Source organism: Luteibacter sp. P1_D3, assembly GCF_056406135.1.
Map to the genome: position 1 here is coordinate 172,027 of NZ_JBFUAT010000002.1, position 22,777 is coordinate 194,803.

The following is a 22,777-nucleotide window of genomic DNA, read 5'->3' on the forward strand; positions in this document are numbered from 1 at the left end:
TGGCCTCCCGACTTGTTCCCACAGCCCATGAATGACGCGGACACCGACGCCGATACCACCGATCGCCTCCTGCTCCAGCGGATGGCGGCAGGCGACCGCACAGCGCTGACCGTGCTTTACCGCAGCTATCACGGGCGATTGTGCCGATTCCTGTCGCGCCTGACCCGGCGCGCGGACATCATCGAGGAAGTCATCAACGACTGCCTGTGGATCACCTGGCAGAAGGCCGGCAGCTTCCACGGCGACTCGCGTGTATCCACCTGGATCATGGGCATCGCATACCGCTGTGGGCTGAAAGCCCTTCGCCAGCACGGCAGCGAACCGGTCGACGAAGATTCCGTTCCCGAAGACCGCATCCCCTCCCACGACCCCGACGAAGACCGCGAATTGCGTGACTGGCTCGGCAAGGGGATGGACCGCCTCACGGTGGACCAGCGGGTCGTGATCGAACTCGTCTACGGCGTCGGCCACAGCCTGGACGATGTCGCCGTCATCATGCAGTGCCCGGTCGGCACGGTGAAAGCACGCCTGTTCCACGCTCGGGTGAAACTGCGCAACGTGCTCCCGGGGCTTGCCGGCGCGACGTCCGTTACGAAGGAGAATGCGCCATGAGGATGCCGACGGATACCGGCCGCGATTGCGCCCGCGCCTGGGAAGCCATGCCCTGGGTACTCCAGGACAGTGCGCCGCAGGAACAGACCGAGTGGCTGATGAGCCACCTGGCCGAATGCGATGGTTGCCGCGCCGAGTTCGAACAACAGAAACGCCTGCGCCTGGCCATGTCGCTGCCGGCGGATGTCTCCATCGACCCCGAACTCGGCCTGCGCCGCCTGCTCGCCCGCATCGATGCACCCGAAGTGGAAACCGCACCCGCGCGTGTCGCCGGTGGTAGCTGGCTGACCCGTGCCCTGGTCGCCGCCGTGCTCATCCAGGCGATCGGCCTGGGCGCCCTGGGCGCGAGATTCTGGGCCGAAGGCACACCGCCGCCGGCCTATCGCACACTGAGCCAGCAGGCGCCGTCGGTGCCGGCGGGCGCGATCCACGTCGTTCCCGACGCGGCCATGAGACTCGCCGACTGGAGCGCCCTGCTCCGCACGATGCAGTTGCAGGTGATCGGCGGCCCGAACGATGTGGGCGCGTATACCGTGATGCCTTCGGGGGGTGCTGCGACGTCCCCCGCCGTCGTGCAGCGACTGCGCGTGGCACATGGTGTTCGCCTCGCCGAACCGGTCAACGCCAATCCATGAAGATCGGCCCATGAAGATCGGCGTGATCGCACTGCTGGGTCTGCTTGCCACGTTGACGGCGTGTGCCCCGGCGCGTCCGTTGCCATCGACGGATGCGAGTACCAAAGCCTCGCCGACCGACTCGGTCGAGCGCATGGACAGCCAGCGTGACATCGTGCTCGCGGTTTCCAATCCGCTGGCACCGGCGGCGACGCACGCGGGCTCCAGCCTGCTCGGTTACACACCTTCCGCGCACTACGGTGCCGGGGAGCGGGCGATCGCCGAACTCGCGGACCTGAAACAGCGCTACGGCTTGCAGGAAGTCAGTGGCTGGCCGATCAAGGCGCTGGATCTGTACTGCGTCGTGCTCCACCCGGCGCCGGGGGTGGACCGCGATCAGCTGATCGCCGCGTTACAAAAAGACAGCCGCGTGCAGCTCGCCCAGCCGCTGCAGGATTATTCGGTGTACTCCGCCGACACCAGGACCGGTAACACAGCCGGCGACGCACACAAATACAACGATCCCTACGCCGACCTGCAGCGCGGGTTCGTGGAAACCGACGCCGCGCTGGCCCACAACGTGAGTCAGGGAGAAGGCGTTCGCGTCGCCATCGTCGATACCGGCGTAGACATGAGCCATCCCGACCTGAGCGGACATATCGGCGATACGCGCAATGTCGTCGATAACGATACGTCGGCGTTCGACCGCGACAGCCACGGCACCGAAGTGGCCGGCATCATCGCGGCCATCGGCGACAACCATCAGGGCATGGTCGGTATCGCACCCAAGGCCAGGCTCAGTGTCTACAAGGCGTGCTGGTACCCGCCCGACGCCCGGGGTGGCGCGCGCTGTAACTCGTTCACCCTGGCCAAGGCACTGGCCGCGGTGAACGATACGGACGCACGCATCGTCAATCTCAGCCTGGGCGGTCCGGCCGACCCCCTCCTCAGCAAGCTGCTCGCCAAGATCCTCAGCGAGGGCCGCATCGTCATCACTGCCATGCCACCGGACGGCAAGCTGAGCGGCTTTCCCGACGGCGCCCCCGGCGTCATCGTGGTCCGCACCAGTGCGTCCGACGCCGCGCCCGCCGGCGTGGTCAGCGCACCGGGCAACGACATCCTGACGACCCAGCCCGGCGGCGGCTACGACTTCAGCTCGGGCTCGTCCATGGCCACGGCGCACGTCAGCGGCATCGTCGCCCTGATGCTCTCACTGGCACCCAGGCTCGACCCGGCGTCAGTGCACGCCATCCTCCTGCGTACCAGCGAGCAGAAGAAGGGCATGCTCGAGGTCAATGCCGCGGCGGCCGTCGCCGCCGTGAAAAAGACTGCCAGAAACGCCCGCTGAGCGGTCCGCGACAGCCTGAACGCGTCCGCGCCGCGGATCGCGTAAAATCGTCCCATGCGCATCGGCCCCTACTCCATCGCACCCGGCGTGGTGCTCGCGCCCATGGCTGGCGTCACCGACAAGCCCTTCCGCCTCCTCTGCAAGCGCATGGGGGCAGGCCTTGCCGTGTCCGAGATGACCACCGCCGACCCGCGCCTGTGGAACACGACCAAGTCGCTGCGCCGCATGGACCACGACGGCGAACCGGAACCGGTCAGCGTGCAGATCGCGGGCTATGACCCCGGCATGCTCGCCGAGGCCGCGAAATACAACGCGGATAACGGCGCGCAGATCGTCGACATCAACATGGGCTGCCCGGCGAAGAAAGTCTGCAATGTCTGGTCGGGCTCCGCGCTGTTGCAGGACGAACCGCTGGTGGCACGTATCCTCGCCGCCGTGGTCAAGGCCGTCGATATCCCCGTGACCCTGAAAATCCGCACCGGCTGGGACCGCGACAACCGCAACGCGCTGACCATCGCCCGCATCGCCGAGGATGCCGGCATCGCCGCGCTTGCCGTGCACGGGCGTACGCGCGCCGATAAATACGAAGGCGATGCCGAATACGCGACCATCGCGGCGGTGAAGGCCAGCGTGCGCATCCCGGTCATGGCCAACGGCGATGTCGTCACCCCGGAGAAAGCACGCGAGGTACTCGCGGCAACCGGCGCCGACGCCATCATGGTCGGCCGTGGCGCGCAGGGCCGCCCGTGGATCTTCCGTGAGATCGCGCATTTCCTCGACACCGGCGAGCACCTCGCCGCGCCGACGCCCACCGAGGTCCGCGACATCCTCTGCGGCCACCTCGAGCATCTGTACACGTTCTACGGCGAGAAGATGGGCGTGCGCATCGCGCGCAAGCACCTGGGCTGGTATGCGAAGGACCGCCCGGAGAACGCGGCATTCCGCGACGTCGTCAACCGCGCCGAAGACGCCGCCACGCAAATGCGGCTGACCCGCGAGTATTTTGACGCGCTGGAAGCCGGCCTCACGCTGGCCGCCTAGCAAGGCCCGGCCGTTGGTAGGAGCCGATTCATCGGCGATGGGTGCTCGCCACAGCGCCGCAACCTGGCCCGCTGCCGCGGGATCGCCGATGAATCGGCTCCTACCAACGGGGCTTAGGCGGCGGCGAGGACGGCTTTGAGCTTCTCGCGGTCCAGCTCTTTTTCCCACGCGCAGACCACGATCGCGGCGACGCCGTTGCCAACCAGGTTGGTCATCGCCAGCCCCGTGCCGAGGAAACGGTGGATGCCGAGGATCAGCACCATGCCGGCCACGGGCACGACGGGAACCACGCTCAGCGTCGAAGCCAGCATCACCAGTGCCGCGCCGGCCACACCGCTCGCACCCTTCGACGTCAGCATGCCGACGATGGCCACGGTGATCTGTTGCTCGAGCGTGAGGTCGATATTCAGTGCCTGCGCGATGAACAGGATCGACATGGTGAGATAGATGTTGGTGCCGTCGAGGTTGAACGAGTAACCGGTCGGAACGACCAGGCCAACCGTTTCCTTCGGGCAGCCGAGTTCTTCCATCTTGCGCATCAGCGGCGCCAGCACCACCTCGGACGAACTCGTGCCGAGCACGATCAGCAGCTCGTCACGGATGTAGGCACAGAAACGCAGGATGCTGAAGCCGGCGATGCGTGCGACAAGGCCGAGTACAAGCACCACGAAGATGATGCAGACTACGTAGAAGCTACCGATCAGCTCCATCAGTGGTACGAGCGAGACGACGCCGTACTTGCCGATGGTGAACGCCATGGCACCGAACGCACCGATGGACGACACCGCGGTGATGTAGTGCACGATCTTGAAGAACACCTGCGCACCGGCTTCGATCACGTCGTAGACCGGCTTGCCGCGATCGCCGGTTGCCGCGAGCGCACAGCCGAACAGCACGGAAATGAGCAGAATGGAGAGCACGTCGCCCTTGGCGAACGCACTGATGAAGGTGTTCGGGATGATCCCGAGCAGGAACTCGATCGACTCGATGTTGTGACCCTGGGCCACCAGGTTGCCGATCTCACCGGATTTCAGCGTGGTCGGATCCACGTTGAAGCCAGAGCCCGGATGGAAGATGTGCCCGGCGACCAGACCGAAGAACAGCGCCACCGTCGAGATCATCTCGAAGTAGAGCAAGGCCTTGCCACCGACACGACCGACCTTGCGCATGTCGCGCATGCCGGCGATGCCGGTCACCACGGTGCAGAAGATGATCGGGCCGATAACCATCTTGATCAGCGCGATGAAGGCGTCGCCGAACGGCTTCATCTTCACCGCGTAGGCGGGTGACAGGTAACCGAGGATCACGCCGATCACCACCGCGACCAGCACCTGGATATAGAGCTGTCGGTAGAAGGGCTTGCGCGGCTTCGGCGACGGGAGCGTGCTGGCGGCGGTGGGTAAGGACATGAGGATGCTCAGGTGAAGTCGTACAGGCGTGCAGGATTATCGACAAGGAGGCGCTTGCGCAGCGTCTCATCGGGGCAGAAGCGGAACATCAGGTCCACCAGGCCGCCGTCGTTGGGCATGTCCTTGGAGATGTTCGGGTGTGGGAAGTCCGTTCCCCACAGCACGCGGTCCGGCGCGGTTTCGATCAGGGTGCGGGCAAAGGGAATCGCGTCGTCGAACGGACGCTTGCCGACGGAGACGCGCTCCGCCCCACACACCTTGACCCAGGCCAGGGGATTGTCGCGCATCAGCGCCACGAGCAGGCGGAATGGTTCCTGTTCGACGCCTTGGGCTGCCTGGACGCGACCCATGTGGTCGATGACGAACGGCACGCGGATCTTGCCGAGTACGTCCTGGAGCTCGACGATGTCGTTGGCATCCAGATGCAGGACCACGTGCCATCCCATCTCGGCGACGCGATCGAGCACCCGCCAGAACACGCGCATGTCGGGGCGCCCGCCCAGGTGCTGCACGAAGTTGAAGCGCACGGCACGGACGCCGCCGGCGTCCAGCGCCGCCAGGCCAGTTTCGTCGATGCCATCGTCGACGATGGCCACGCCGCGGTAACGCCCCTGGCCACGGGCGATGGCGTCGAGCATGGCGGTGTTGTCGGTACCGTGGCAGCTCGCCTGCACGATCACGCCGCGATCGAAGCCGAGGAAATCGTGCAGCGCCACGAGATGTTCGTAGGGTGCATCGGGCGGTGTGTAGCTACGGTCGGGCGCATAGGGAAAGCGATCGGCCGGACCGAAGACGTGGCAATGCGCGTCACAGGATAGCGGCGGCATGGCCTGTTCGGGTGTCGTGGGATTCGGATCGGGGGGCAGGCAGGATTTCATCGTTCACTCGTTGGGCAGGTCGTCGACATAGCGCAGCCCGGCCTCGGCCAGACGCGGACGCATGTCATAGATATCGAGACCGAGTTCACCCGCGGCGAGACGCTCGCGCTTGGCTTCCTCGTTGAGTACGCGCTTGCGCGACGCGGCGATGGCCGTGTCGACGGTGGCGAAGGGAACCACGACGATGCCGTCGTCGTCGGCAACGATCGCATCGCCGGGCCGGATGTACTGGCCGCCGATCACGACGGGAACGTTGACCGAGCCCAGCGTGGCCTTGACCGTGCCGCGTGCGTGCACGGCACGCGACCAGACGGGAAAGCCCATCCGGCGCAGTTCGGCGGTATCGCGCACGCCAGCGTCGATGACCAGGCCGGCGACGCCGCGCGCCATGAGCGAGGTGGCGAGCAGGTCGCCGAACATGCCGTCATCGTTCTCCGTAGTGCAGGCGACCACGAGCACGTCGCCCGGGCGGCACTGCTCGACGGCGACATGCAGCATCCAGTTGTCACCGGGTTGGGCGAGCACGGTGACCGCACTGCCGGCGATGGCGACGTCCTGCTGGATGGCGCGGATCGGCGGCTGCAGCAAACCGATGCGGCCTTGCGCCTCGTRCACCGTGGCGACGCCCATCGCCGCGAGCGTAGCGGCCTGATCCTCGCTGATCACCGGGCGGTTACGAACGACGATACCGATCATGCGAGCGTACCCTGGGTCACGTGCGGGAAGACGCGCTGGAAAGCTTCCGCATAGGTGATCTTGAAGTCCGAGTTACGCGCGGCCTGCGCGCCGCGCTGAAGGCCGACACGGGTGTAGTACTCCCAAAGGTGCTCCTGCGCACGCATCGTCTCGAAGGCGGCACGCTTCTTCTCCCACACCGAGGTGATGTCGAGGAAGAGTTCGGGTTTCCACTCGCACTGCTCGGGCTGATGCGGCTCGAAGAGAAACACAGGCGGCGCGCCGATCACCGGCACCTCGGGCTCATGGCCATGGGCCTGCGCGACGACGCGCGCCTCCTGCGCGATATGGGTCGCCAGCGGGTGGTCGAAGTTGTACGGATCCTTCAGCGAATGGCTCAGCACGAAGGAGGGGCGCAGTTCGCGGTAGACCTTGGCCAGATGGAAGACGACATCGAGGTCCGCGCGCATCGGGTAGTCGCCGATGTCGAGGAACTCGACACTCGCGCCGAGGATGCCCGCGGCCTCTTCGGCTTCGGCGCGACGATTGGTCTTCACGCGGTCCATCGTCATGCCCGCCTGGCGCCACAGCTTCGCGGACTCGCCACGCTCGCCGTAGGAAAGACAGACGATGTGCACGCGCCAGCCCTGCGCGGCGTGCAGCGCAATGGCGCCACCGGCGCGCCAGACGAAGTCGGCGGAATGAGCGCTCACGACGAGCGCGGTCTTCGTATCGGACATGGGTTAGAGCTCCAGAGAGGAAATCAGGCGGTGGGGCCGCGCCAGATCGAGGGGGAGATGGGTACGCTGCCGCGCATGAGCAGCCGGGCGGTACGGAGCAGTGCGGCGCGGACCACGCGCGTGCCCTCGAGACCGACCTCGACGCTGAACTCACCGCTGGGGTGTTCGATCGACACCGTGCGCGTGTCGCCGTCGCCGGCCACCGCGAGATCGTGGGCCACGGTGCCCGGCAAGACCGCTGCCGTGGCAACCGTGACCGCGCCGAGGACGCCGATCGAGCTATGGCAATCGTGAGGAATGAAGGTGCGCGTGCCGATGGCGCCACCGTGACGTGGTGCGGAGACCAGCGTGATCTTCGGGATCGGCTTCTTGCTGACGTCGCCGAGATTCATCAGGGGCCCCGCTTTCAGGCGCAAGGCTTCGATGCGGGCCTTGAGAGCGGTATCGGCATCGAGCGTTTCCGGGCGCTCGTCACCGCGGACACCGAGATCGCTCGCCGCGACGATCATCACCGGCATGCCGTTGTCGATCAGGGTCACGGCGATGCCGTCGATGGTGTCGCGCAGATGACCTGTCGGCAGCAGGCTGCCGCTGACCGAACCTTCCGTGTCAAGGAAGCCGCAGCTCACCGGCGACGCCGGTCGCGGCACACCGTCGATACGCGCGTTGCCGTCATACACCGGCCGACCGACCGGCGTTTCGATGGTGATCTCGGCGATGACCCCGGTATTGACCGTGCGAACGCGGCGCGTCGTCGTACCGTGGTCGCCGTCGAGCAGTCCTGCTTCGATGGCGGCAGGAAGCGCCGCGGCGAGCATGTTGCCGCAGTTCGGCGTCGTATCGACGCTGGCGTCGGCAATGCCAACCTGGGCGAACAGGAAATCAAGATCGGCGGTGCCATCGTCGGGGATCGACAGGATGCCGGCCTTGCTGGTGAGGGTCCGCGCGCCACCGAGACCATCAATCTGGCGCTCGTCGGGCGACCCCATGACTGCCAGGATCACCGCATCGCGCGTGGCCTTGTCGCCGGGGAGGTCGCTGGCGAGGAAGAATGGCCCTTTCGAGGTGCCACCACGCATGTACCAGCAAGGAATCTCATGAGCCATCGTCATCGTCACCACGGTCTTGAACCGGGACGATGGTCGTCCTGGCCGGCGGGGCGAACAACGCGATGGGCCGCTTATCTGTTATGCGGAATCGTCATGACTTGGGTTGCGAATTGCAGTTGTTGCAATGCAGCAAGCGGCGGAGCATCGCCGATGAATCGGCTCCTACGGGAGCAACGTCTCACTCGGCGGGATCGAGGCGGCCTTCGGCGATCAGCTCGTCGACGAGCGTGAGGGTACGCTCGGTGATGCTACTCATCGGCCGCTGCGTGGGTGTGGCCACGACCAGGCGCGTGACGATGCTGGGCATCACGATGGGGACGGCACGCAGGTGGTGTTCGCCGCGCCGTGCAAGCAATGCATTGCGCGAAAGCACGCCATAACCGACACCACGTTCCACCAGGTCGAGGAGGGAGCGCACGGCGTCGATCTCGAGCCGGATGTCGAGCGATACGCCATACCGCGCCGCATCCGCTTCGATCAGCTGCCGCACGGAATGCAGGGGCGACGGAATGATCAGCGGGTACTGGCCAAGCGTTCCCAGTGGGACAGTGTCGGGCAAGGCGCGGCCGTCGTGCGTGCTGCCGATCAGGTACAGCTCTTCGGAATGGACATGCCGGAAGCGCATGTTCGCGTTCACGGCCGGGTTGTACAGCAGCGCGCAGTCCAGCCGGCCCAGTTGCAGCCATTCGAGCAGACTGGCGCTCAAAGCCTCGACCACGCTGATCTGCGCGGCGGGATAGCGCTCGCGAAAGCGCATCACCAGTTCGACCGTCAACAGCGATCCGATGCTCGGCGGCACGCCGATGGCGAGCTTGCCGGCCTGCACGCCACGGGCTTGCCCGAGTTGCAGGCGCGCCACTTCCACCTGGCGGAGAATGCCGCGTCCGTGCTCGACCAACTCGCGGCCCGCCTCGGTGGCGACGACGCCACGCCCGTTGCGTTCCAGCAGGTGAGTGCCCAGTTCCATTTCCAGCTGCCTGACCTGGCGGCTGAGCAGGGACTGGGAAACATCCAGCGTCGCCGCGGCACGCGTGAGGCTGCCGAACTCGACGATGCGGATGAAGCTCTGCAGGTGTTTCAGGTCCAAGGTTGCGTCGCGCACCAGGTATCCAGGGTGATCCGATTATGGCGCGAACACAGCGAGGGCGGCGTCACTGGCTGCCCGGGCCGCCCATGTTCACCATGACGCGCAGGCCGATCACGATCGCATTGGCCGGCACACGCTTCACGCCTACCGTATTGCCGAGGATGTCCGGGCTGACGATGTACTGCAGGTTGGGCACCAGGCTGACCACCGGGAACAGCTTGTAACTGTAGTTGAGTTCGGTCATCCATTCGTTGCGTGCGAAATGATCGTTCGTGCCGCTGTTCTTGTGGATCAGGTCGTCCTCGTAGCCGACCGCCTTGCGGCTGAATCGGAACAGCGTGCCCTGAAAGCCGAGCGAGTCGTTCGGACGGGCGGCGGACAGGCCGGTCCACAGCAGGCCGAACGTGGACTGCAGCGTGTAGTTCTCGGCGTTGTCCAGCGGACCGGTCAGCGAGCCGAACACGGCGAGGTTACGTGTATTGCTGTTCGGATCCGGCTTCCAGACGACCTTGTCGGCGAGCACGTAGACACCGTAGCGTCCACCGTCGTAGTTGCGCGCCGTGCCGCCGACGAGGCCGCGATGCAGGCCCTTCGTGTTCAATTCCGGATCGGTGAAGTCCGCGGAGTTGTACCAGCCGCCGATCTTCAGGTGCTTCGGGTAGGGATCGTTGGCGAAGCTGGTTTCATAGCCGGCTTCGACCGGGATCATCACGCCGGTCGCGTTGTTGATGCCCAGGTCCAGACCATTGTTGTTGCGACGCTCGGGATTGATTTCGAACGCGCCGATCGACAGGTAGCGCGCATCCGGCTGGTACTTCACGCGCGCCCCCCAGTTCACGTACGGGAAGCCGCTGAAACCACCGGTGGTGTTGGTCAGCTGGTACGGACAATCCGGGGCACTGACGAAACGGCAGCCGTAAGTGGAGCGCGCGAACTGCCAGGTCGCATTGAGGCGGCCAGCGAGCACGTTGATGTGGCTATCGGAAAACTGTTGCTCCCAGCTGAACTGGGCGAGCTGCCACTGGCGCTTCGGATACCAGTAGCCCTGCACCTTCTGCACCACGCCGATATCGTCGGCCGCGACGCTGTGGCCGTAGTAGCGGGCGAAGGTGATATGCATCTTGCCGCCATCGATCCCGGCGAGCTTGCCCATGTCCAGGTCCGCGCCACCCACCGCGCCGCCGCCGTTGGTCGCACCCAGGCGCTCGCCGCCGCGCACACTGCCGGCCCAGTCGTTGGCCCAGACAAAGCGCAGCGAAATCCCCTCGTCGCGCAGTTGGTCTACCGGGCCACCCGTGTCCTTCGGCTTCACGGGCGTCGTCTGGCGAGGCTCTTGAGCGTCGGGCGTCGTCTGCGCCACCGCGGCAGACGTGGCAACGGCAAACAGTGCGGCAATGGCGAAGCGCTGGATCATCGGTGAAGCCCCTGGAGAAACCGCCAGACGATGGCGGAGCGGGGGCGATGCTGTCGGCCCGACGGTCGCAGAACAATGCGATCGGGGAACTATCAGGTATGCACAGAACGCATGACTTGCACCACGTCATGAATATTGTGCATCGCAACACGTAGTGGGAGCGCCCGGAGGGCGCTCTGCCGGACTCAGGCAAGGCGCGATTGCGGCGGTGGCACATGAGCGGCGTCGCGCAGGGATTCAGGCAAACCGACTTCCCCGTAAGTCGCCAGGTAGCGTCCAAGGGTCTCGGTGAACGACGTATCGGACGTCCAGCGCTCAGGGACCGAGGACACCGCCTGGAGCTGGACAAAGGCGAGTAGTTCCACGCATTCGTGTCGGTATCCCAGGGCAAGGAAGCGAGCCGCCGCCCGGGTCGACTCGCCCAGGGGAGCAACCGCGAACCCCGTCGCCCCGGGGTCTTCGACACGGAGACCGGCGGCCGAGCAGCCCAGCTTGAGTGCGAGCGCTTCGCGCAGGACGACGTCGAAATCGGCCTCCTTGTAGCGGCAACGGTCGCTCCACCAGGTCCAGTAGTGGATAGTGTCGCCCAGGGCATGCATGGCCGAGGCGACCAGCGAGGCGCCCCCCTGCACCGGCTTCTCGCTCACGACGAGCGCGACGCTCTCACCCGCCGTGAGTCGAAATGCCTTTGCCGCCACACCCTCATCAAAGGCCAGCAGACGCGAACAGGCCACATGCCAGCCCCGTGTCGGACCCGCCTCAGCGGCGATATCCCACAGCGCGCACGACAGTTCGAAGGCCACCTCTCCCTCGGTGCACGTCACGATCCGCACAAAACGACCGGACGGAATCGCCTCGGCCTGCCCCGGCCGGCCCTCGGCCAGGGCCATGAAGTCGACCACCCGGAGCTCGCCCGAAGCCGTGTGAGCCGTGGACTCCAGGACATTGGTGCCCGGGACGTAAGCAGCTACCCAAGCCGGGTCGCCGTCCACCGCGAGCGTCATCAGGGGCTGCTGCGGATACGCCGGGCGAAGCAGGCCGGCGTCCCGGTTCAGCGCGAGCTGGACCACCGACGCATCGGCCCGCACCCGGCCGAAGCCGCGCAGATCGCCGACAGGCAGGCCGCAGGCGGTCTGCCGTTCCTGGGTAATGGCGGCAAGCTCTTGTTGGGACACTGTACTTTCCTGGCGTCGTGGGGAGGAACGCCGAGCGGCGCGCAGGTTGCCGGGCGGGCCGCCAAGGCGGTGTGAATCCCGCGCGAGCGAGGCGACGACGTCCTGCGCGATTTACTTACGCCTTCCCGTTTAGGATTAGGCCAGGTGCAGACATCGAGACGGCAGCCATGAGCGACAAAGACCTTCCCAACGTACCGGGCGTCAGTGACTACGACGGCGCCGCCGGCGGGTGGGGTGCCCTCGGGGCCGTGGCGCGCGCCGTCAGCGGACAGCTGGCCTTGGGTCGCGAGACCATCGCCCTGCACCGGATGAACCAGCCCGCCGGATTCGACTGCCCCGGCTGCGCCTGGCCGGACCCCAAGGAAACCTCCTCCTTCGAGTTCTGCGAGAACGGCGCCAAGGCGGTGACCTGGGAAGCCACGGCCAAGCGGGTCAAGCCGGAGTTCTTTGCAAAGAACACCGTCTCCGACCTGTGGAATCTGACCGACTACACGCTCGAGGGCCTCGGGCGGATCACCCACCCGATGGCTTACGACCGCGCCAGCGACACCTACCAGCCCATCGAGTGGGAGGAGGCCTTCCGTCGCATCGGCGAAGCGTTGCGCACCCTTCCCGATGCGAACATGGCCGAGTTCTACACCTCCGGACGTGCCTCGAACGAAGCCGCGTTCCTTTATCAGCTGTTCGTCCGCGAATACGGCACGAACAACTTCCCCGACTGCTCGAACATGTGCCACGAAGCGACCAGCGTCGGTCTGCCGAAGTCCATCGGCTCCGGCAAGGGCACCGTGCTGCTCGAGGATTTCGACCATTGCGATGCCATCTTCTGCATCGGCCACAATCCCGGCACCAATCATCCACGCATGCTGTCGACCTTGCGCGAGGCGTCACTGCGCGGCGTCCCGATCGTGGTCCTCAATCCGCTGCCCGAGCGCGGCCTGGAACGCTTCACCTCGCCCCAGCACCCGGTGGAAATGCTGACCAATAGCTCGGTTCGCATCGCTTCCACCTACTACAAGCTGAAGATCGGTGGCGACGTGGCCGTGCTCAAGGGCATGATGAAATACCTGCTCGCCGCCGACCGCGCAGCGACAGCCGCCGGCCAGCCCGGCGTGATCGACCGCGCGTTCGTCGAGGCGAACACCACGGGTTACGAGGCGCTGGTCGACGATGTCGACGCCACGAGCTGGGACGCCATCGAGGCGAAGTCCGGGCTGAGCCGCGTCGAGATCGAAGCCGCTGGCGAGATCTACGCCAGGGCCGAGCGTACGATCGTCTGTTACGGCATGGGCATCACCCAGCACGCGCACGGTACCGAGAACGTGCAGCAGATCGCCAATCTCCTGCTCCTGCGCGGCAATATCGGCCGCCAGGGCGCCGGGATCTGCCCGTTACGCGGACACAGCAACGTACAGGGCGACCGCACCGTCGGCATCACCGAAAAACCGAACGACGAACTCAACCACGGTATTCGTAGCACTTACGGTTTTGAGCCGCCGGTCGAACACGGCCACGATGCGGTCGCCGCGGTAATCGCCATCCGCGAGGGCCGATCGAAGGCGCTCGTCGCACTCGGCGGCAATCTCGCCGTCGCCATGCCCGATACCGAAGAGACCTTCGCGGCAATGCGCGGGCTGGATCTGGCCGTGCACATCGCGACCAAGCTCAACCGGTCGCACCTCATCCTGGCGAAACAGTCCTTCATCCTTCCCTGCCTGGGCCGCACCGAGCTGGACATGCAGGCCACGGGTCCGCAGTCGGTCACGGTCGAGGATTCGATGTCGATGGTGCACGCCTCCGCCGGCAGCCTGAAGCCAGCCTCGGAACACCTGCGGTCGGAACCGTGGATCGTGCGTGGCATCGCCAAAGCCACGCTGCCGCAAACGCGGGTCGACTGGGACGGCCTGGTCGCCGACTACGACCTGATCCGCGAGGACATCGAAAAGGTCTTCCCGATCTTCTTCGACTTCAACCAGCGCTTGCGCCAGCCCGGCGGTTTTCGCCTGCGCGTGGCGGCGAGCGAACGTGACTGGGCGACGCCGGACAAACGCGCGCAGTTTCTTCTTGCCCGTGGCCTCGACGAGGATCCCCTGCCGGATGAAGACAACCTCATGCTGACGACGATTCGCTCGCACGATCAGTACAACACCACGATCTACGGGTTGAACGATCGTTACCGCGGCGTCACCGGCAGGCGCGACGTTATCTTCATGCACGCGAAGGACCTCGCCGCGCGCGGCCTCAAGCACGGCGACCGGATCGACGTGGTCGCTACCGGCGTCAACGCGACCGATGGCAAGCGGCGTGCCGTGGATGGCTTCGTCGCGGTGGAATACGACATCGCGGAAGGATCGGTGGCGATGTATTACCCCGAAGGCAATGCGCTGATCGCCCTGGAAAGCCACGACCGACGGTCCGGCACGCCGGCCTACAAATCAGTACCCGTGCGCATCACGCTATCCACCGTGCCGGGCGCCACACGTCCGAAGCGGCAGGCCACGCATGCCGTCTGACCGACACACGCCGATCGGCACCGCCACGCGACCGGTGCTGCGCGTCGAACGCGGCATCGCGAGCGCGGACGACGATCGGCTGGCCGAGGAGGTGCCTGTCGCGATGCATGTCGACGGCGATCCGTTCGCCGTGATGATGGCGACGCCCATGGACCTGGAAGACTTCGCGCGTGGCTTCGCCTTGACCGAGGGACGGGTCGGTTCGATCGAAGAGATCGAACGGATCGACGTCCAGGAAGTGCTCGAAGGCATCACCGTCAACATCCGTACGGCAAAAACCTGTGGGAGCCGCTTCAGCGGCGATGGGAGCTTGCCGGAGACGTCATTTGATCGCTCCGCAGGGATCGCCGATGAAATCGGCTCCCACACGCGACAGCTTCCCGGACGCAGCGGCTGCGGCATCTGTGGAAGCCGGGAGCTCGAAGACGTCGTGCGCCGCCCGGAACCCGTGGGCCTTGGCCCGACGATCGGCGTCGACGCCATCGAGCGAGCCCTCGAGTCGCTACGCGCGTTACAACCGGTCAATGCCTTTACCGGCTCCGTCCACGCCGCCGCCTGGGCGCTTCCCGACGGTGCGATCGTCTGCGTGCGCGAGGATGTCGGCCGCCATAATGCGCTGGACAAGTTGATCGGTGCGATGAGTACGGCACACATCGATGCCAACGACGGGTTCGTGGTGATCACGAGCCGGGCGAGCTACGAAATGGTGACCAAGGCGGCGGTGGCCGGGATCGCCATCGTCGTCGCGATCTCCGCACCCACCGCGCTGGCCGTGCATCTGGCCAGCGATTGCGGCGTGACCCTGATCGGCTTCGCGCGACCGGGGCGGTTCAACGTCTATACGCGGCCACAGCGGATCATCTGATCGCTTTCAGCTTCGGCGACGGCGCAGGCTGTCCTTGACGTCGACGTCGAAGCGCACGGTCGTCGCCACCGTGTCGTGGCCAGGGATGTCGAACACGAGGCCGTCCTTGCTTGGCAGACGTGACTCCAGCGCCGACAGTTCGCTCATGGGCACCTTGAGACGCCACTCGTGGGCATTGCCTTCGAGCGTGCAGGTCACCGCGTCGGTCGCGTCGACCGAGTAACGCATGACGAAGGCTTTGCCGAACGCGGTCGAGCCGAGCAGGGCCACGTTGCCGAGCAGCTCGCCCAGTTCTTCCTCGTCGATCCGCACGCGAACCGTATCGTTCTCCAGCTGTACCCTCATGCGTTCGCCTCGCGCCATTCGTCGGGAGTGTTGCAGTTGGCCAGGAAGAGCGGATCCAGCCGGTCTCCGGGCAGTGTGGTCGTGCCGATGCGTGCCTGCAAGGCGGACACCGAGCGGTCGCGACCGCTCAGCGTCATCACCGCGGCCAGCGCGTCGCGCGAACCAGCGTTCAACGTAAGTCGCATCGGCAGCGGATGACCCTTCCACCGCGTCGCCGGGAGGGAGCGTTGCGCCAGCAAGGGCATGAGCACCGCCTCCTCCAGCCGTGGCATGTCGACGGGTACGACGAGCAACTCGGCGTCGGGAAGGACCGCCGCGGCACTGGCCAACCCACCCACTGGACCGGCGCCCGCCCAGCGATCGGGAATGCCGCCGGGACGCGAACCACTCACAGCCACCAGGTCGACACCCAGGGCGCGCAGTGTCCGGGCGGTACGGTCGAGCATCGTCTCGCCATCGATTTCCATCAGCGCCTTGTCTTCGCCCATCCGCGACGACAGGCCGCCAGCGAGAATCAGGCCGATAATCATGGGGCGTCCGTGGGATCGAGTGGCCACGTGTCGACCGAGTCCACACGGTCCTCCACGGCCGACCACCAGGCATTTGCGTGGGTATACGGCAGGATCCGGTAGGCCGCCTGCGCAGGCGTCATCCGGACGATCGGATGACCGCCCTCGTCATGGGTGGCCTCGCCGAGGCCGAAATACTGCAGGCCCTCGCGTGTCGCGGAAACAACATCCAGGCGCGCGCGGCGCGGCTGCTCCGGCCCCAGCCCCGCCATCGCCCGCAAGACCGGCGCGACGAAGAAGCGATAGCCCACTGCCACGGCGATCGGGTTGCCGGGCAAGGCGACCACCAGCGGACCGCGGTCGAAGCGCGCGGCCAGCAGCGGCTTGCCCGGACGGATGGCGACCTTGTGGAACAGTTCGCGCGCACCGAGCGAGGCGAGCGCGGCAGGGACGAAGTCGAAGCGCCCCGCGGACACCGCCCCGGTCGTGACGATCAGATCGGCGTGAGCTGCCAACGCATTGCGAACCGCGAGATGGAACGCGTCGCCGTGATCAGGGACCCGCGTGCGTCCGACCGTTTCTACGCCCCAACGGGCGAGGCTCGACGCCAGGAAAGGTCCATTCGAATCATGGATACCGGCTAACGGCAGCGGTCCGCCCGGATTGAGCTCGCTACCCGTATTGATGATCGCCACGCGTGGTCGTCGCACGACATCCAGTTGAGCGATGCCAAGGGCCGCCAGCAACATGATCGCTGCGGGATCCACTCGCCTCGTCGCGCTCAAGGCGACCGTGCCGGCATCGATGTCGCTACCTGCACGACGGACGTTCTGGCCACGACGCTCGTCCGCGACGAAGCGCACGCGATCGCCCTGGCGTTCGGAGCGTTCCACCGGCACGACGGTATCGAATCCCGCCGGCATGCGCGCGCCGGTGGCGATCTCGCAGGCCTCCGCATCGGGGTAATCGTAGGTGTCATCGCCGGCGGCGTGCATGGCGCCGACCACATAGGTCGAGCCCGCGGCGATCGACTCACCGGGCGCGCGCAGGGCGTAGCCATCCATGGCCGCATTGTCGAAGCCGGGCAGCGCATGGGGGCTGACGATATCGCTGGCGAGAAAGCGTCCCGAGGCGGCATCGATGTCGACGCGCTCGCTCTCGAGCGCGTCGGCTTCGCCCAGTAACAGGGCCAGTGCGTCGGGGTAAGGAATCATGGGTGGAGCGTAACCCGGTGGGCCCCCGTATGGGAGCCGATTCATCGGCAAACAGGAAATGTAGGAGCCGATTCATCGGCGAATAAGGAATGTGGGAGCCGATTCATCGGCGAAAAGCCAACGAAGCGGCGACGATGTAACGCCGCATCGCCGATGAATCGCCCCACAAAACCAACATCACGCCAGCTTGCGTGACGCCTCCTGCACCGCCGCCGGGCGGTAGGCGTGGAACGCCACCGTGGCCGAGGCGCGGCCCTGGCTCAACGAGCGCAGCGCCGTGCTGTAGCCCTCGAGCTGGGCAAGCGGCACGTCGGCTTCGATCTCCGTACGCTCCTGCGTGTCGGTGAGGTTGACGATCTGGCCGCCACGACGCTGCAGGTCGCCCAGCAGATCGCCGACCGCTGATCCCGGCGAACTCACCGAGACACGCATCACCGGCTCCAGCAACACGGTGCCGGTCGCCTCCAGCGCCGACTTCACGCCGATCTGCGCAGCCCGGTGGAAGGCCATCTCGTTCGAGTCCACCGCATGGGCCTGGCCGTCCGTGACCACGACGTGCGCACCAACCACCGGGTAACCGCGCGGACCTTCGAGCAGGGCCGACAAGGCACCCTTCTCCACGGCCGGCTGGAACGACTTGGGAATCACGCCGCCCGTGGTCTTGTCCTCGAAGCGATTGCTGTCCTCACCCGTGGGCGTGACCGAAAGCACCACGCGTGCGTACTGGCCGCTGCCACCGGTCTGCTTGGCGACCTTGCCTTCCACCGGACCGGAGGCCGACGCCGGGGTTTCCTGGTAGGCCACGCGCGGCGAACCGGTACGCACCTGCACGCCCCACTCGCGGCGCAGGCGTTCCACCATCACTTCCAGATGGAGTTCGCCCATGCCCCAGACCAGCGTCTCGCCGGTATCCGGGTCGGTGCCCACGCGGAAGGACGGATCCTCCTGCGCCAGGCGCGCGAGCCCGTTGCCGAGCTTGAGCAGGTCAGCCGAGCGTTCCGGCGACAGGCGCCACGACAGCACGGCCGGCTGGGCCTGGATCGTTTCCAGGCGCAGGGGGTGGTGCGAATCGGCCAGCGTTTCGCCCGTCGCGACATCCTTCCAGCCTGCGATCGCGACGATGTCACCCGCCTCCGCAGCTTCGACCGCCTCGGTATCTTCCGCACGCACGACGGCGAGACGGCCGACGCGCTGCACGCGATCCGTGCCGCTACGCCATACCGCGTCACCGACATGCAGGCGGCCCGAGTACACGCGCACGAACGCCAGCGGACCGTGAGCCTGGTTGACCACCTTGAACACCAGCGCAGCCAGCGGCGCATCGCCATCGGGCGCAACCGTGATGTCACCGTCGTCGGTGTGCGCGACGACAGCGGGACGATCGAGCGGCGAAGGCAGGTAGGCGACGAATGCATCGAGCAGGGGCTCGATACCGACGTTACGGAACGCCGAGCCCGGCAACACCGGCGAACCAGCACGGGCCAGGGTGCCGCGACGCAGCGCAGCCGTCAGCGTGGCCGCGTCGATCGGCTGATCGGCGAGCCAGAGTTCGGCGAGTGCTTCGTCACGGTCCGCCACGGCGGCCACGAGGTCGCCGCGCGCGTCCGCATGGGTCGCCCGCTCGGTGGCGTCCCAGGCATGGATGCTCGGCGTACCGGCATCGTCGAAGCGCCAGATGCGTTCGCCAACGAGATCGACCAGACCCGTCATGTGTTCACCTTCGACGATCGGGCGCGCGACCACCCACGGATTCGCACCGAGTTTCTCGCGCATCTGCGCGACAACGGCATCGAAGTCCGCACCGGGGCGATCCATCTTGTTGACGAAGGCCATCAACGGCACGCCGTGACGACGCGCCTGGTGCCACACGGTTTCCGATTGCGGCTGCACGCCGGCGACGCCGGAGAACACGGTAACGGCGCCGTCGAGAACGCGCAGGGAACGCTCCACCTCGATGGCGAAGTCGATGTGCCCAGGCGTGTCGATCAGGGTCAGGCGATGCGGCTGGCCGCCGTCGGGCGTCCAGTTGGCGCGCACGGCCGCGGCGCCGATCGTGATGCCACGCTCGCGCTCGAGTTCCATGTGATCGGTCGTGGTCGCTCCGTCGTGCACTTCGCCGGTGCGATGGATCGTGCCGGTCTTGTAGAGCAAGCGTTCGGTGAGCGTGGTCTTGCCGGCATCGACGTGCGCAATGATGCCGAGGTTGCGCCAACGGCTGACGGGGATGCGGGTTTCGCGCGGGGTGGTACTCATGGCTAACGGTTCCTGATGGGGTCGCCAGGGGCTCGATACATCRTCGAGCGAGGCACTCCCCGATCCTGTTACCGCCGCCCCTGGCTGAGCGGGACGGTCAGGATCGAGGGTCGCGGCTGTTCTTCATGGCACGCTGCTCCGGTGAGGACTTGCAGAATTGAGTCGAGAAAATCGGGACAAAAAAAAGCACCCTTGCGGGTGCTTGCGGTGTTCTTCGAGGCCGGCGCGTCGTTACGTGAACGACACTCCGCCAGGCATGGGACGCGCGCACCCGCGACGCGCCCATGGGGCGATCGGTGTGACGAACATCAAATCATGCTTGCAGCGGAACATGGCTGGGCTCTCTGGGTGAGGGGGAGATGCTACGCCCCGCCGGTGAGGGCCGGCAAGGGCATCGCGTCTTCGCTGGACCGTAAGTTAGGGAGGGTTTGGCGTGTTTCAAGGGGGCGCTTTGTGTGGGAGCCGCTTCAGCGGCGATAGCGCCAGCCGAAATTAAAGATGTTTCATTTCCCGTACCCCTCCGAGGGATCAAACTTACCGCAGTCCCCACCGGAGCTCCCCATGCGCTACGTGAAACTCGGCCGCACCGGCCTCGACATCTCCCCGCTCGTCCTGGGCTGCATGACCTACGGCGTGCCTGACCGCGGCAACCACGCGTGGACGCTGGACGAGGAAGCGAGCCGCCCGTTCATCCGCAAGGCGCTCGATCTGGGCATCAACTTCTTCGACACCGCGAATGCCTATTCGGACGGTACGTCGGAGGAAATCGTGGGTCGCGCCCTGAAGGACTTCGCGCGGCGCGATGAAGTCGTCATCGCTACGAAGACCTACTTTCACTGGCGCAAGGGGCCGAATGGCGGCGGCCTGTCGCGCAAGGCGATCTTCCATTCCGTTGACGACAGCCTCGCGCGCCTCGGCACGGATTACATCGACCTGCTGCAGATCCACCGCGCGGATCACACCACGCCGGTCGAGGAAACCCTCGAAGCGCTGCACGACCTGGTCAAGGCAGGCAAGGTGCGTTACCTGGGGGCGTCGTCCATGTTCGCCTGGCAGTTCGCGAAGATGATCTACACCTCGCGCCTGCACGGCTGGACCGAGTTCGTCAGCATGCAGGACCACTACAACCTGCTCCAGCGCGAGGAAGAGCGCGAGATGATTCCGTTCTGCGAGGACCAGGGCATCGCGGTGTTGCCGTGGAGCCCGCTGGCACGTGGCCGCCTCACGCGTGACTGGGACCAGAGCAGCATCCGGCAGGAAAGCGATGTGTTCGGCAAGACCCTGTACAACGCCACCGAGGATTCCGATCGCGCGATCGTCGAGGCCGTGAAGAAGGTCGCTGACGAACGTGGCGTACCACGCGCACAGGTCGCCCTGTCCTGGGTCGCCCATCGTTCCGGTGTCACCGCCCCTATCGTCGGCGCATCGAAACCGCATCATCTGGACGATGCCGTGGCGGCGATCGACCTGGTCCTCTCCGACGAAGAAACGGCGACCCTCGAAAAGGCCTACGCGCCCCACCCCGTCGAAGGCTTCGAGTAACCACAACGCCCCGCTGTCCGTAGGAGCCGATTCATCGGCGATCCCGCGGCAGCGGGCCAGAGTGCTTGACATGTGTGTGTATGCACGATCATGATCGCTCCATGACCTCCCGCATCGACCTGTGCAATTGCTTCGCCGCCCGTCAGGCCGCCCGTGCGATCACGCGGACCTACGAGCGGCATCTGGCGCCCTCCGGGCTGACCAGCTCGCAGTTCACCCTGCTGGTGCTGCTGGAAGATCGTCCCGGTATCGGCATGCGTGAGTTGTCTGAAGACATGGTCATGGATCGCACCAGCCTGGTTCGCGCGCTGAAACCCCTGCAGCGCGACGGTCTCGTCGCGGTGGCGCCGTCGGTCGACGACTCACGCCAGAACGTCTACCTGCTCACCCCGGCCGGTCATGCCAAGACCGCGCAGGCCGGTGAGCTTTGGGCGACAGCGCAGGCCGAATACGAAGCAACGTTCGGCAGCGCGACGGCGACCGCCACGCGCGAGACCATGCATCGGATCGGGCAGATGGCCTGAAGCCCTGACACCCCTTTTTTTACCTCAATATGTGCATACGCACGCTTAGACAGGAATTCTCGTGATGACCACCAGCAATCCCGGCACCGCCCTCGTCACCGGCGCGTCCAGCGGCATCGGCGCCGTGTATGCGGACCGTCTCGCCAAGCGCGGCTTCGATCTCATCCTCGTTGCGCGCAGCAAGGAAAAACTCGACGCCCTCGCAAAACACATCACGTCGTCCACCGGCCGCGCGGTGCGTGTTGTGCCTGCCGACCTGACGCGCGACGACGATCTCGGCCGCGTGGAAGCCGTGATCGCCGAGACGGCGGCCTTGAGCCTGCTGGTCAACAACGCCGGTGTCGGCGCCATGGCCCCGATGCTCCAGGCGGACATCGGCAAGATGACCGACCTCATCGCGCTCAACGTCACCGCACCGACGCGCCTTGCCTACAAAGCGGTGCCGGGGCTCGTCGCACGCGGTGGCGGCGCGGTGATCAACATTTCGTCCATCGTGGCGGTCGCTCCCGAGCTGCTCAACGGTGTGTATGGCGGGAGCAAGGCCTTCATGCTCGCGCTCAGCCAGTCGATGCATCACGAGCTTGCCGATAAGGGCATCCAGATTCAGGCGGTATTGCCGGGTGCGACCGCGACCGACTTCTGGCCCGTGGCCGGCACGTCCATCGATAACCTGCCGAAGGAATGGGTGATGAGTGCGGAGGATATGGTCGATGCCTCGCTGGCCGGCTTCGACGCGGGCGAGCTGGTGACGATTCCTGCCGTCGAATCCGCTGCCTTGGTCGACGGGCTCGAAGCGGCGCGACGTGCGCTGTTCCCGGAGTTGTCGAAGTCGGTGCCGGCGTCGCGTTATGGGGTTAAGGCCCAGGTTGCTGCGTAATCGTCAGCACCCATCGCCGATGAATCGGCTCCT

The 22,777-nt window shown here is 66.0% G+C and carries 21 protein-coding genes; 9 read left to right on the plus strand and 12 right to left on the minus strand.

The annotated features are described in order from the left end of the window. Window positions 1–27 precede the first annotated feature (27 nt). The 4 genes from AC1DYM_RS02830 to dusB are packed head-to-tail and all read left to right on the plus strand — an operon-like array spanning window position 28 to window position 3,615. A complete protein-coding gene (locus AC1DYM_RS02830) occupies window positions 28–612 on the plus strand; it encodes an RNA polymerase sigma factor (RefSeq protein ID WP_477335742.1) in 585 nt (194 codons plus the stop codon). Then, window positions 609–1,247, plus strand: coding sequence for an anti-sigma factor (locus AC1DYM_RS02835; protein WP_477335744.1), 639 nt, complete (start codon window positions 609–611; stop codon window positions 1,245–1,247). Before AC1DYM_RS02830 ends, AC1DYM_RS02835 begins: the two co-directional genes overlap by 4 nt. 10 nt (window positions 1,248–1,257) lie before the next feature. Then, a complete protein-coding gene (locus AC1DYM_RS02840; protein WP_477335746.1) occupies window positions 1,258–2,574 on the plus strand; it encodes a S8 family serine peptidase in 1,317 nt (438 codons plus the stop codon). 54 nt (window positions 2,575–2,628) lie between these two features. Beyond that, window positions 2,629–3,615 carry a tRNA dihydrouridine synthase DusB gene (gene dusB, locus AC1DYM_RS02845; RefSeq protein ID WP_477335748.1) on the plus strand — a complete coding sequence of 329 codons (987 nt, stop codon included), beginning with the start codon at window positions 2,629–2,631 and terminating at the stop codon, window positions 3,613–3,615. 113 nt (window positions 3,616–3,728) lie between these two features. On the opposite strand, the gene AC1DYM_RS02850 is transcribed toward dusB, so the two are convergent. The 8 genes from AC1DYM_RS02850 to AC1DYM_RS02885 all read right to left on the minus strand — a co-directional run bounded on the left by AC1DYM_RS02850 (window position 3,729) and on the right by AC1DYM_RS02885 (window position 12,102). After that, complete coding sequence (locus tag AC1DYM_RS02850) at window positions 3,729–5,024, minus strand: dicarboxylate/amino acid:cation symporter (protein ID WP_477335750.1); 1,296 nt, start codon at window positions 5,022–5,024, stop codon at window positions 3,729–3,731. Window positions 5,025–5,032: 8 nt separating this feature from the next. Next, entirely contained in the window at window positions 5,033–5,902 is an 870-nt protein-coding gene (locus tag AC1DYM_RS02855) for an amidohydrolase family protein (protein WP_477335752.1), read from the minus strand. A 3-nt stretch (window positions 5,903–5,905) separates the two neighbouring features. Beyond that, the gene (locus AC1DYM_RS02860) at window positions 5,906–6,598 is read right to left on the minus strand and encodes a 4-carboxy-4-hydroxy-2-oxoadipate aldolase/oxaloacetate decarboxylase (protein ID WP_477335754.1); all 693 of its coding nucleotides are present in this window, start codon (window positions 6,596–6,598) and stop codon (window positions 5,906–5,908) included. Then, window positions 6,595–7,317: a PIG-L deacetylase family protein gene (locus tag AC1DYM_RS02865; RefSeq protein WP_046966254.1), complete on the minus strand. Its 723-nt coding sequence runs from the start codon at window positions 7,315–7,317 to the stop codon at window positions 6,595–6,597. The genes AC1DYM_RS02860 and AC1DYM_RS02865 overlap by 4 nt, the downstream gene beginning before the upstream one ends. A 23-nt stretch (window positions 7,318–7,340) precedes the next feature. After that, entirely contained in the window at window positions 7,341–8,423 is a 1,083-nt protein-coding gene (locus AC1DYM_RS02870; RefSeq protein ID WP_477335964.1) for a 4-oxalomesaconate tautomerase, read from the minus strand. Window positions 8,424–8,604: 181 nt separating this feature from the next. Continuing rightward, window positions 8,605–9,528, minus strand: coding sequence for a LysR substrate-binding domain-containing protein (locus AC1DYM_RS02875; protein ID WP_477335756.1), 924 nt, complete (start codon window positions 9,526–9,528; stop codon window positions 8,605–8,607). A gap of 49 nt (window positions 9,529–9,577) precedes the next feature. Then, window positions 9,578–10,927, minus strand: a complete 1,350-nt coding sequence (locus AC1DYM_RS02880) for a carbohydrate porin (RefSeq protein ID WP_477335758.1) — start codon at window positions 10,925–10,927, stop codon at window positions 9,578–9,580. Window positions 10,928–11,112: 185 nt separating this feature from the next. Further along, entirely contained in the window at window positions 11,113–12,102 is a 990-nt protein-coding gene (locus tag AC1DYM_RS02885; RefSeq protein ID WP_477335760.1) for a hypothetical protein, read from the minus strand. 167 nt (window positions 12,103–12,269) lie between these two features. On the opposite strand from AC1DYM_RS02885, the gene AC1DYM_RS02890 reads away from it, so the two are divergent. Together AC1DYM_RS02890 and fdhD are read left to right on the plus strand one after the other, a co-directional pair. Further along, window positions 12,270–14,615, plus strand: a complete 2,346-nt coding sequence (locus AC1DYM_RS02890; protein WP_477335762.1) for an FdhF/YdeP family oxidoreductase — start codon at window positions 12,270–12,272, stop codon at window positions 14,613–14,615. Continuing rightward, on the plus strand, window positions 14,605–15,480 hold the full coding sequence (fdhD, locus tag AC1DYM_RS02895; RefSeq protein ID WP_477335764.1) for a formate dehydrogenase accessory sulfurtransferase FdhD: 876 nt from the start codon (window positions 14,605–14,607) through the stop codon (window positions 15,478–15,480). Before AC1DYM_RS02890 ends, fdhD begins: the two co-directional genes overlap by 11 nt. Window positions 15,481–15,486: 6 nt before the next feature. Here fdhD and AC1DYM_RS02900 read toward each other — a convergent pair whose 3' ends face one another. From AC1DYM_RS02900 to fusA, 4 genes are all read right to left on the minus strand, one after another. Further along, window positions 15,487–15,825 (minus strand): hypothetical protein, encoded by a 339-nt coding sequence (locus tag AC1DYM_RS02900; protein WP_477335766.1) that lies wholly within the window; start codon window positions 15,823–15,825, stop codon window positions 15,487–15,489. Continuing rightward, complete coding sequence (mobA, locus tag AC1DYM_RS02905; protein WP_477335768.1) at window positions 15,822–16,355, minus strand: molybdenum cofactor guanylyltransferase; 534 nt, start codon at window positions 16,353–16,355, stop codon at window positions 15,822–15,824. The genes AC1DYM_RS02900 and mobA overlap by 4 nt, the downstream gene beginning before the upstream one ends. Then, complete coding sequence (locus tag AC1DYM_RS02910) at window positions 16,352–17,548, minus strand: molybdopterin molybdotransferase MoeA (RefSeq protein ID WP_477335770.1); 1,197 nt, start codon at window positions 17,546–17,548, stop codon at window positions 16,352–16,354. Before AC1DYM_RS02910 ends, mobA begins: the two co-directional genes overlap by 4 nt. Window positions 17,549–17,725: 177 nt before the next feature. Further along, window positions 17,726–19,801, minus strand: a complete 2,076-nt coding sequence (fusA, locus tag AC1DYM_RS02915; RefSeq protein ID WP_477335772.1) for an elongation factor G — start codon at window positions 19,799–19,801, stop codon at window positions 17,726–17,728. Window positions 19,802–20,362: 561 nt separating this feature from the next. Here fusA and AC1DYM_RS02920 point away from each other — a divergent pair. From AC1DYM_RS02920 to AC1DYM_RS02930, 3 genes are all read left to right on the plus strand, one after another. Next, complete coding sequence (locus AC1DYM_RS02920; protein WP_477335774.1) at window positions 20,363–21,343, plus strand: aldo/keto reductase; 981 nt, start codon at window positions 20,363–20,365, stop codon at window positions 21,341–21,343. A 101-nt stretch (window positions 21,344–21,444) separates the two neighbouring features. Next, window positions 21,445–21,867: a MarR family winged helix-turn-helix transcriptional regulator gene (locus AC1DYM_RS02925; RefSeq protein ID WP_477335776.1), complete on the plus strand. Its 423-nt coding sequence runs from the start codon at window positions 21,445–21,447 to the stop codon at window positions 21,865–21,867. Window positions 21,868–21,931: 64 nt separating this feature from the next. Beyond that, window positions 21,932–22,744, plus strand: coding sequence for an SDR family NAD(P)-dependent oxidoreductase (locus AC1DYM_RS02930; protein ID WP_477335778.1), 813 nt, complete (start codon window positions 21,932–21,934; stop codon window positions 22,742–22,744). Window positions 22,745–22,777 lie beyond the last annotated feature (33 nt).

Bases quoted from the DNA above. Each gene is read 5' to 3' on its own strand.
- AC1DYM_RS02850 (WP_477335750.1), bottom strand. From the start codon at position 5,024: ATGTCCTTACCCACCGCCGCCAGCACGCTCCCGTCGCCGAAGCCGCGC.
- mobA (WP_477335768.1), bottom strand. From the start codon at position 16,355: ATGATTATCGGCCTGATTCTCGCTGGCGGCCTGTCGTCGCGGATGGGC.
- AC1DYM_RS02900 (WP_477335766.1), bottom strand. From the start codon at position 15,825: ATGAGGGTACAGCTGGAGAACGATACGGTTCGCGTGCGGATCGACGAG.
- AC1DYM_RS02865 (WP_046966254.1), bottom strand. From the start codon at position 7,317: ATGTCCGATACGAAGACCGCGCTCGTCGTGAGCGCTCATTCCGCCGAC.
- fusA (WP_477335772.1), bottom strand. From the start codon at position 19,801: ATGAGTACCACCCCGCGCGAAACCCGCATCCCCGTCAGCCGTTGGCGC.
- AC1DYM_RS02830 (WP_477335742.1), top strand. From the start codon at position 28: ATGAATGACGCGGACACCGACGCCGATACCACCGATCGCCTCCTGCTC.
- AC1DYM_RS02840 (WP_477335746.1), top strand. From the start codon at position 1,258: ATGAAGATCGGCGTGATCGCACTGCTGGGTCTGCTTGCCACGTTGACG.
- AC1DYM_RS02930 (WP_477335778.1), top strand. From the start codon at position 21,932: ATGACCACCAGCAATCCCGGCACCGCCCTCGTCACCGGCGCGTCCAGC.
- dusB (WP_477335748.1), top strand. From the start codon at position 2,629: ATGCGCATCGGCCCCTACTCCATCGCACCCGGCGTGGTGCTCGCGCCC.
- AC1DYM_RS02910 (WP_477335770.1), bottom strand. From the start codon at position 17,548: ATGATTCCTTACCCCGACGCACTGGCCCTGTTACTGGGCGAAGCCGAC.
- fdhD (WP_477335764.1), top strand. From the start codon at position 14,605: ATGCCGTCTGACCGACACACGCCGATCGGCACCGCCACGCGACCGGTG.
- AC1DYM_RS02835 (WP_477335744.1), top strand. From the start codon at position 609: ATGAGGATGCCGACGGATACCGGCCGCGATTGCGCCCGCGCCTGGGAA.
- AC1DYM_RS02855 (WP_477335752.1), bottom strand. From the start codon at position 5,902: ATGAAATCCTGCCTGCCCCCCGATCCGAATCCCACGACACCCGAACAG.
- AC1DYM_RS02920 (WP_477335774.1), top strand. From the start codon at position 20,363: ATGCGCTACGTGAAACTCGGCCGCACCGGCCTCGACATCTCCCCGCTC.
- AC1DYM_RS02870 (WP_477335964.1), bottom strand. From the start codon at position 8,423: ATGGCTCATGAGATTCCTTGCTGGTACATGCGTGGTGGCACCTCGAAA.
- AC1DYM_RS02890 (WP_477335762.1), top strand. From the start codon at position 12,270: ATGAGCGACAAAGACCTTCCCAACGTACCGGGCGTCAGTGACTACGAC.
- AC1DYM_RS02925 (WP_477335776.1), top strand. From the start codon at position 21,445: ATGACCTCCCGCATCGACCTGTGCAATTGCTTCGCCGCCCGTCAGGCC.
- AC1DYM_RS02880 (WP_477335758.1), bottom strand. From the start codon at position 10,927: ATGATCCAGCGCTTCGCCATTGCCGCACTGTTTGCCGTTGCCACGTCT.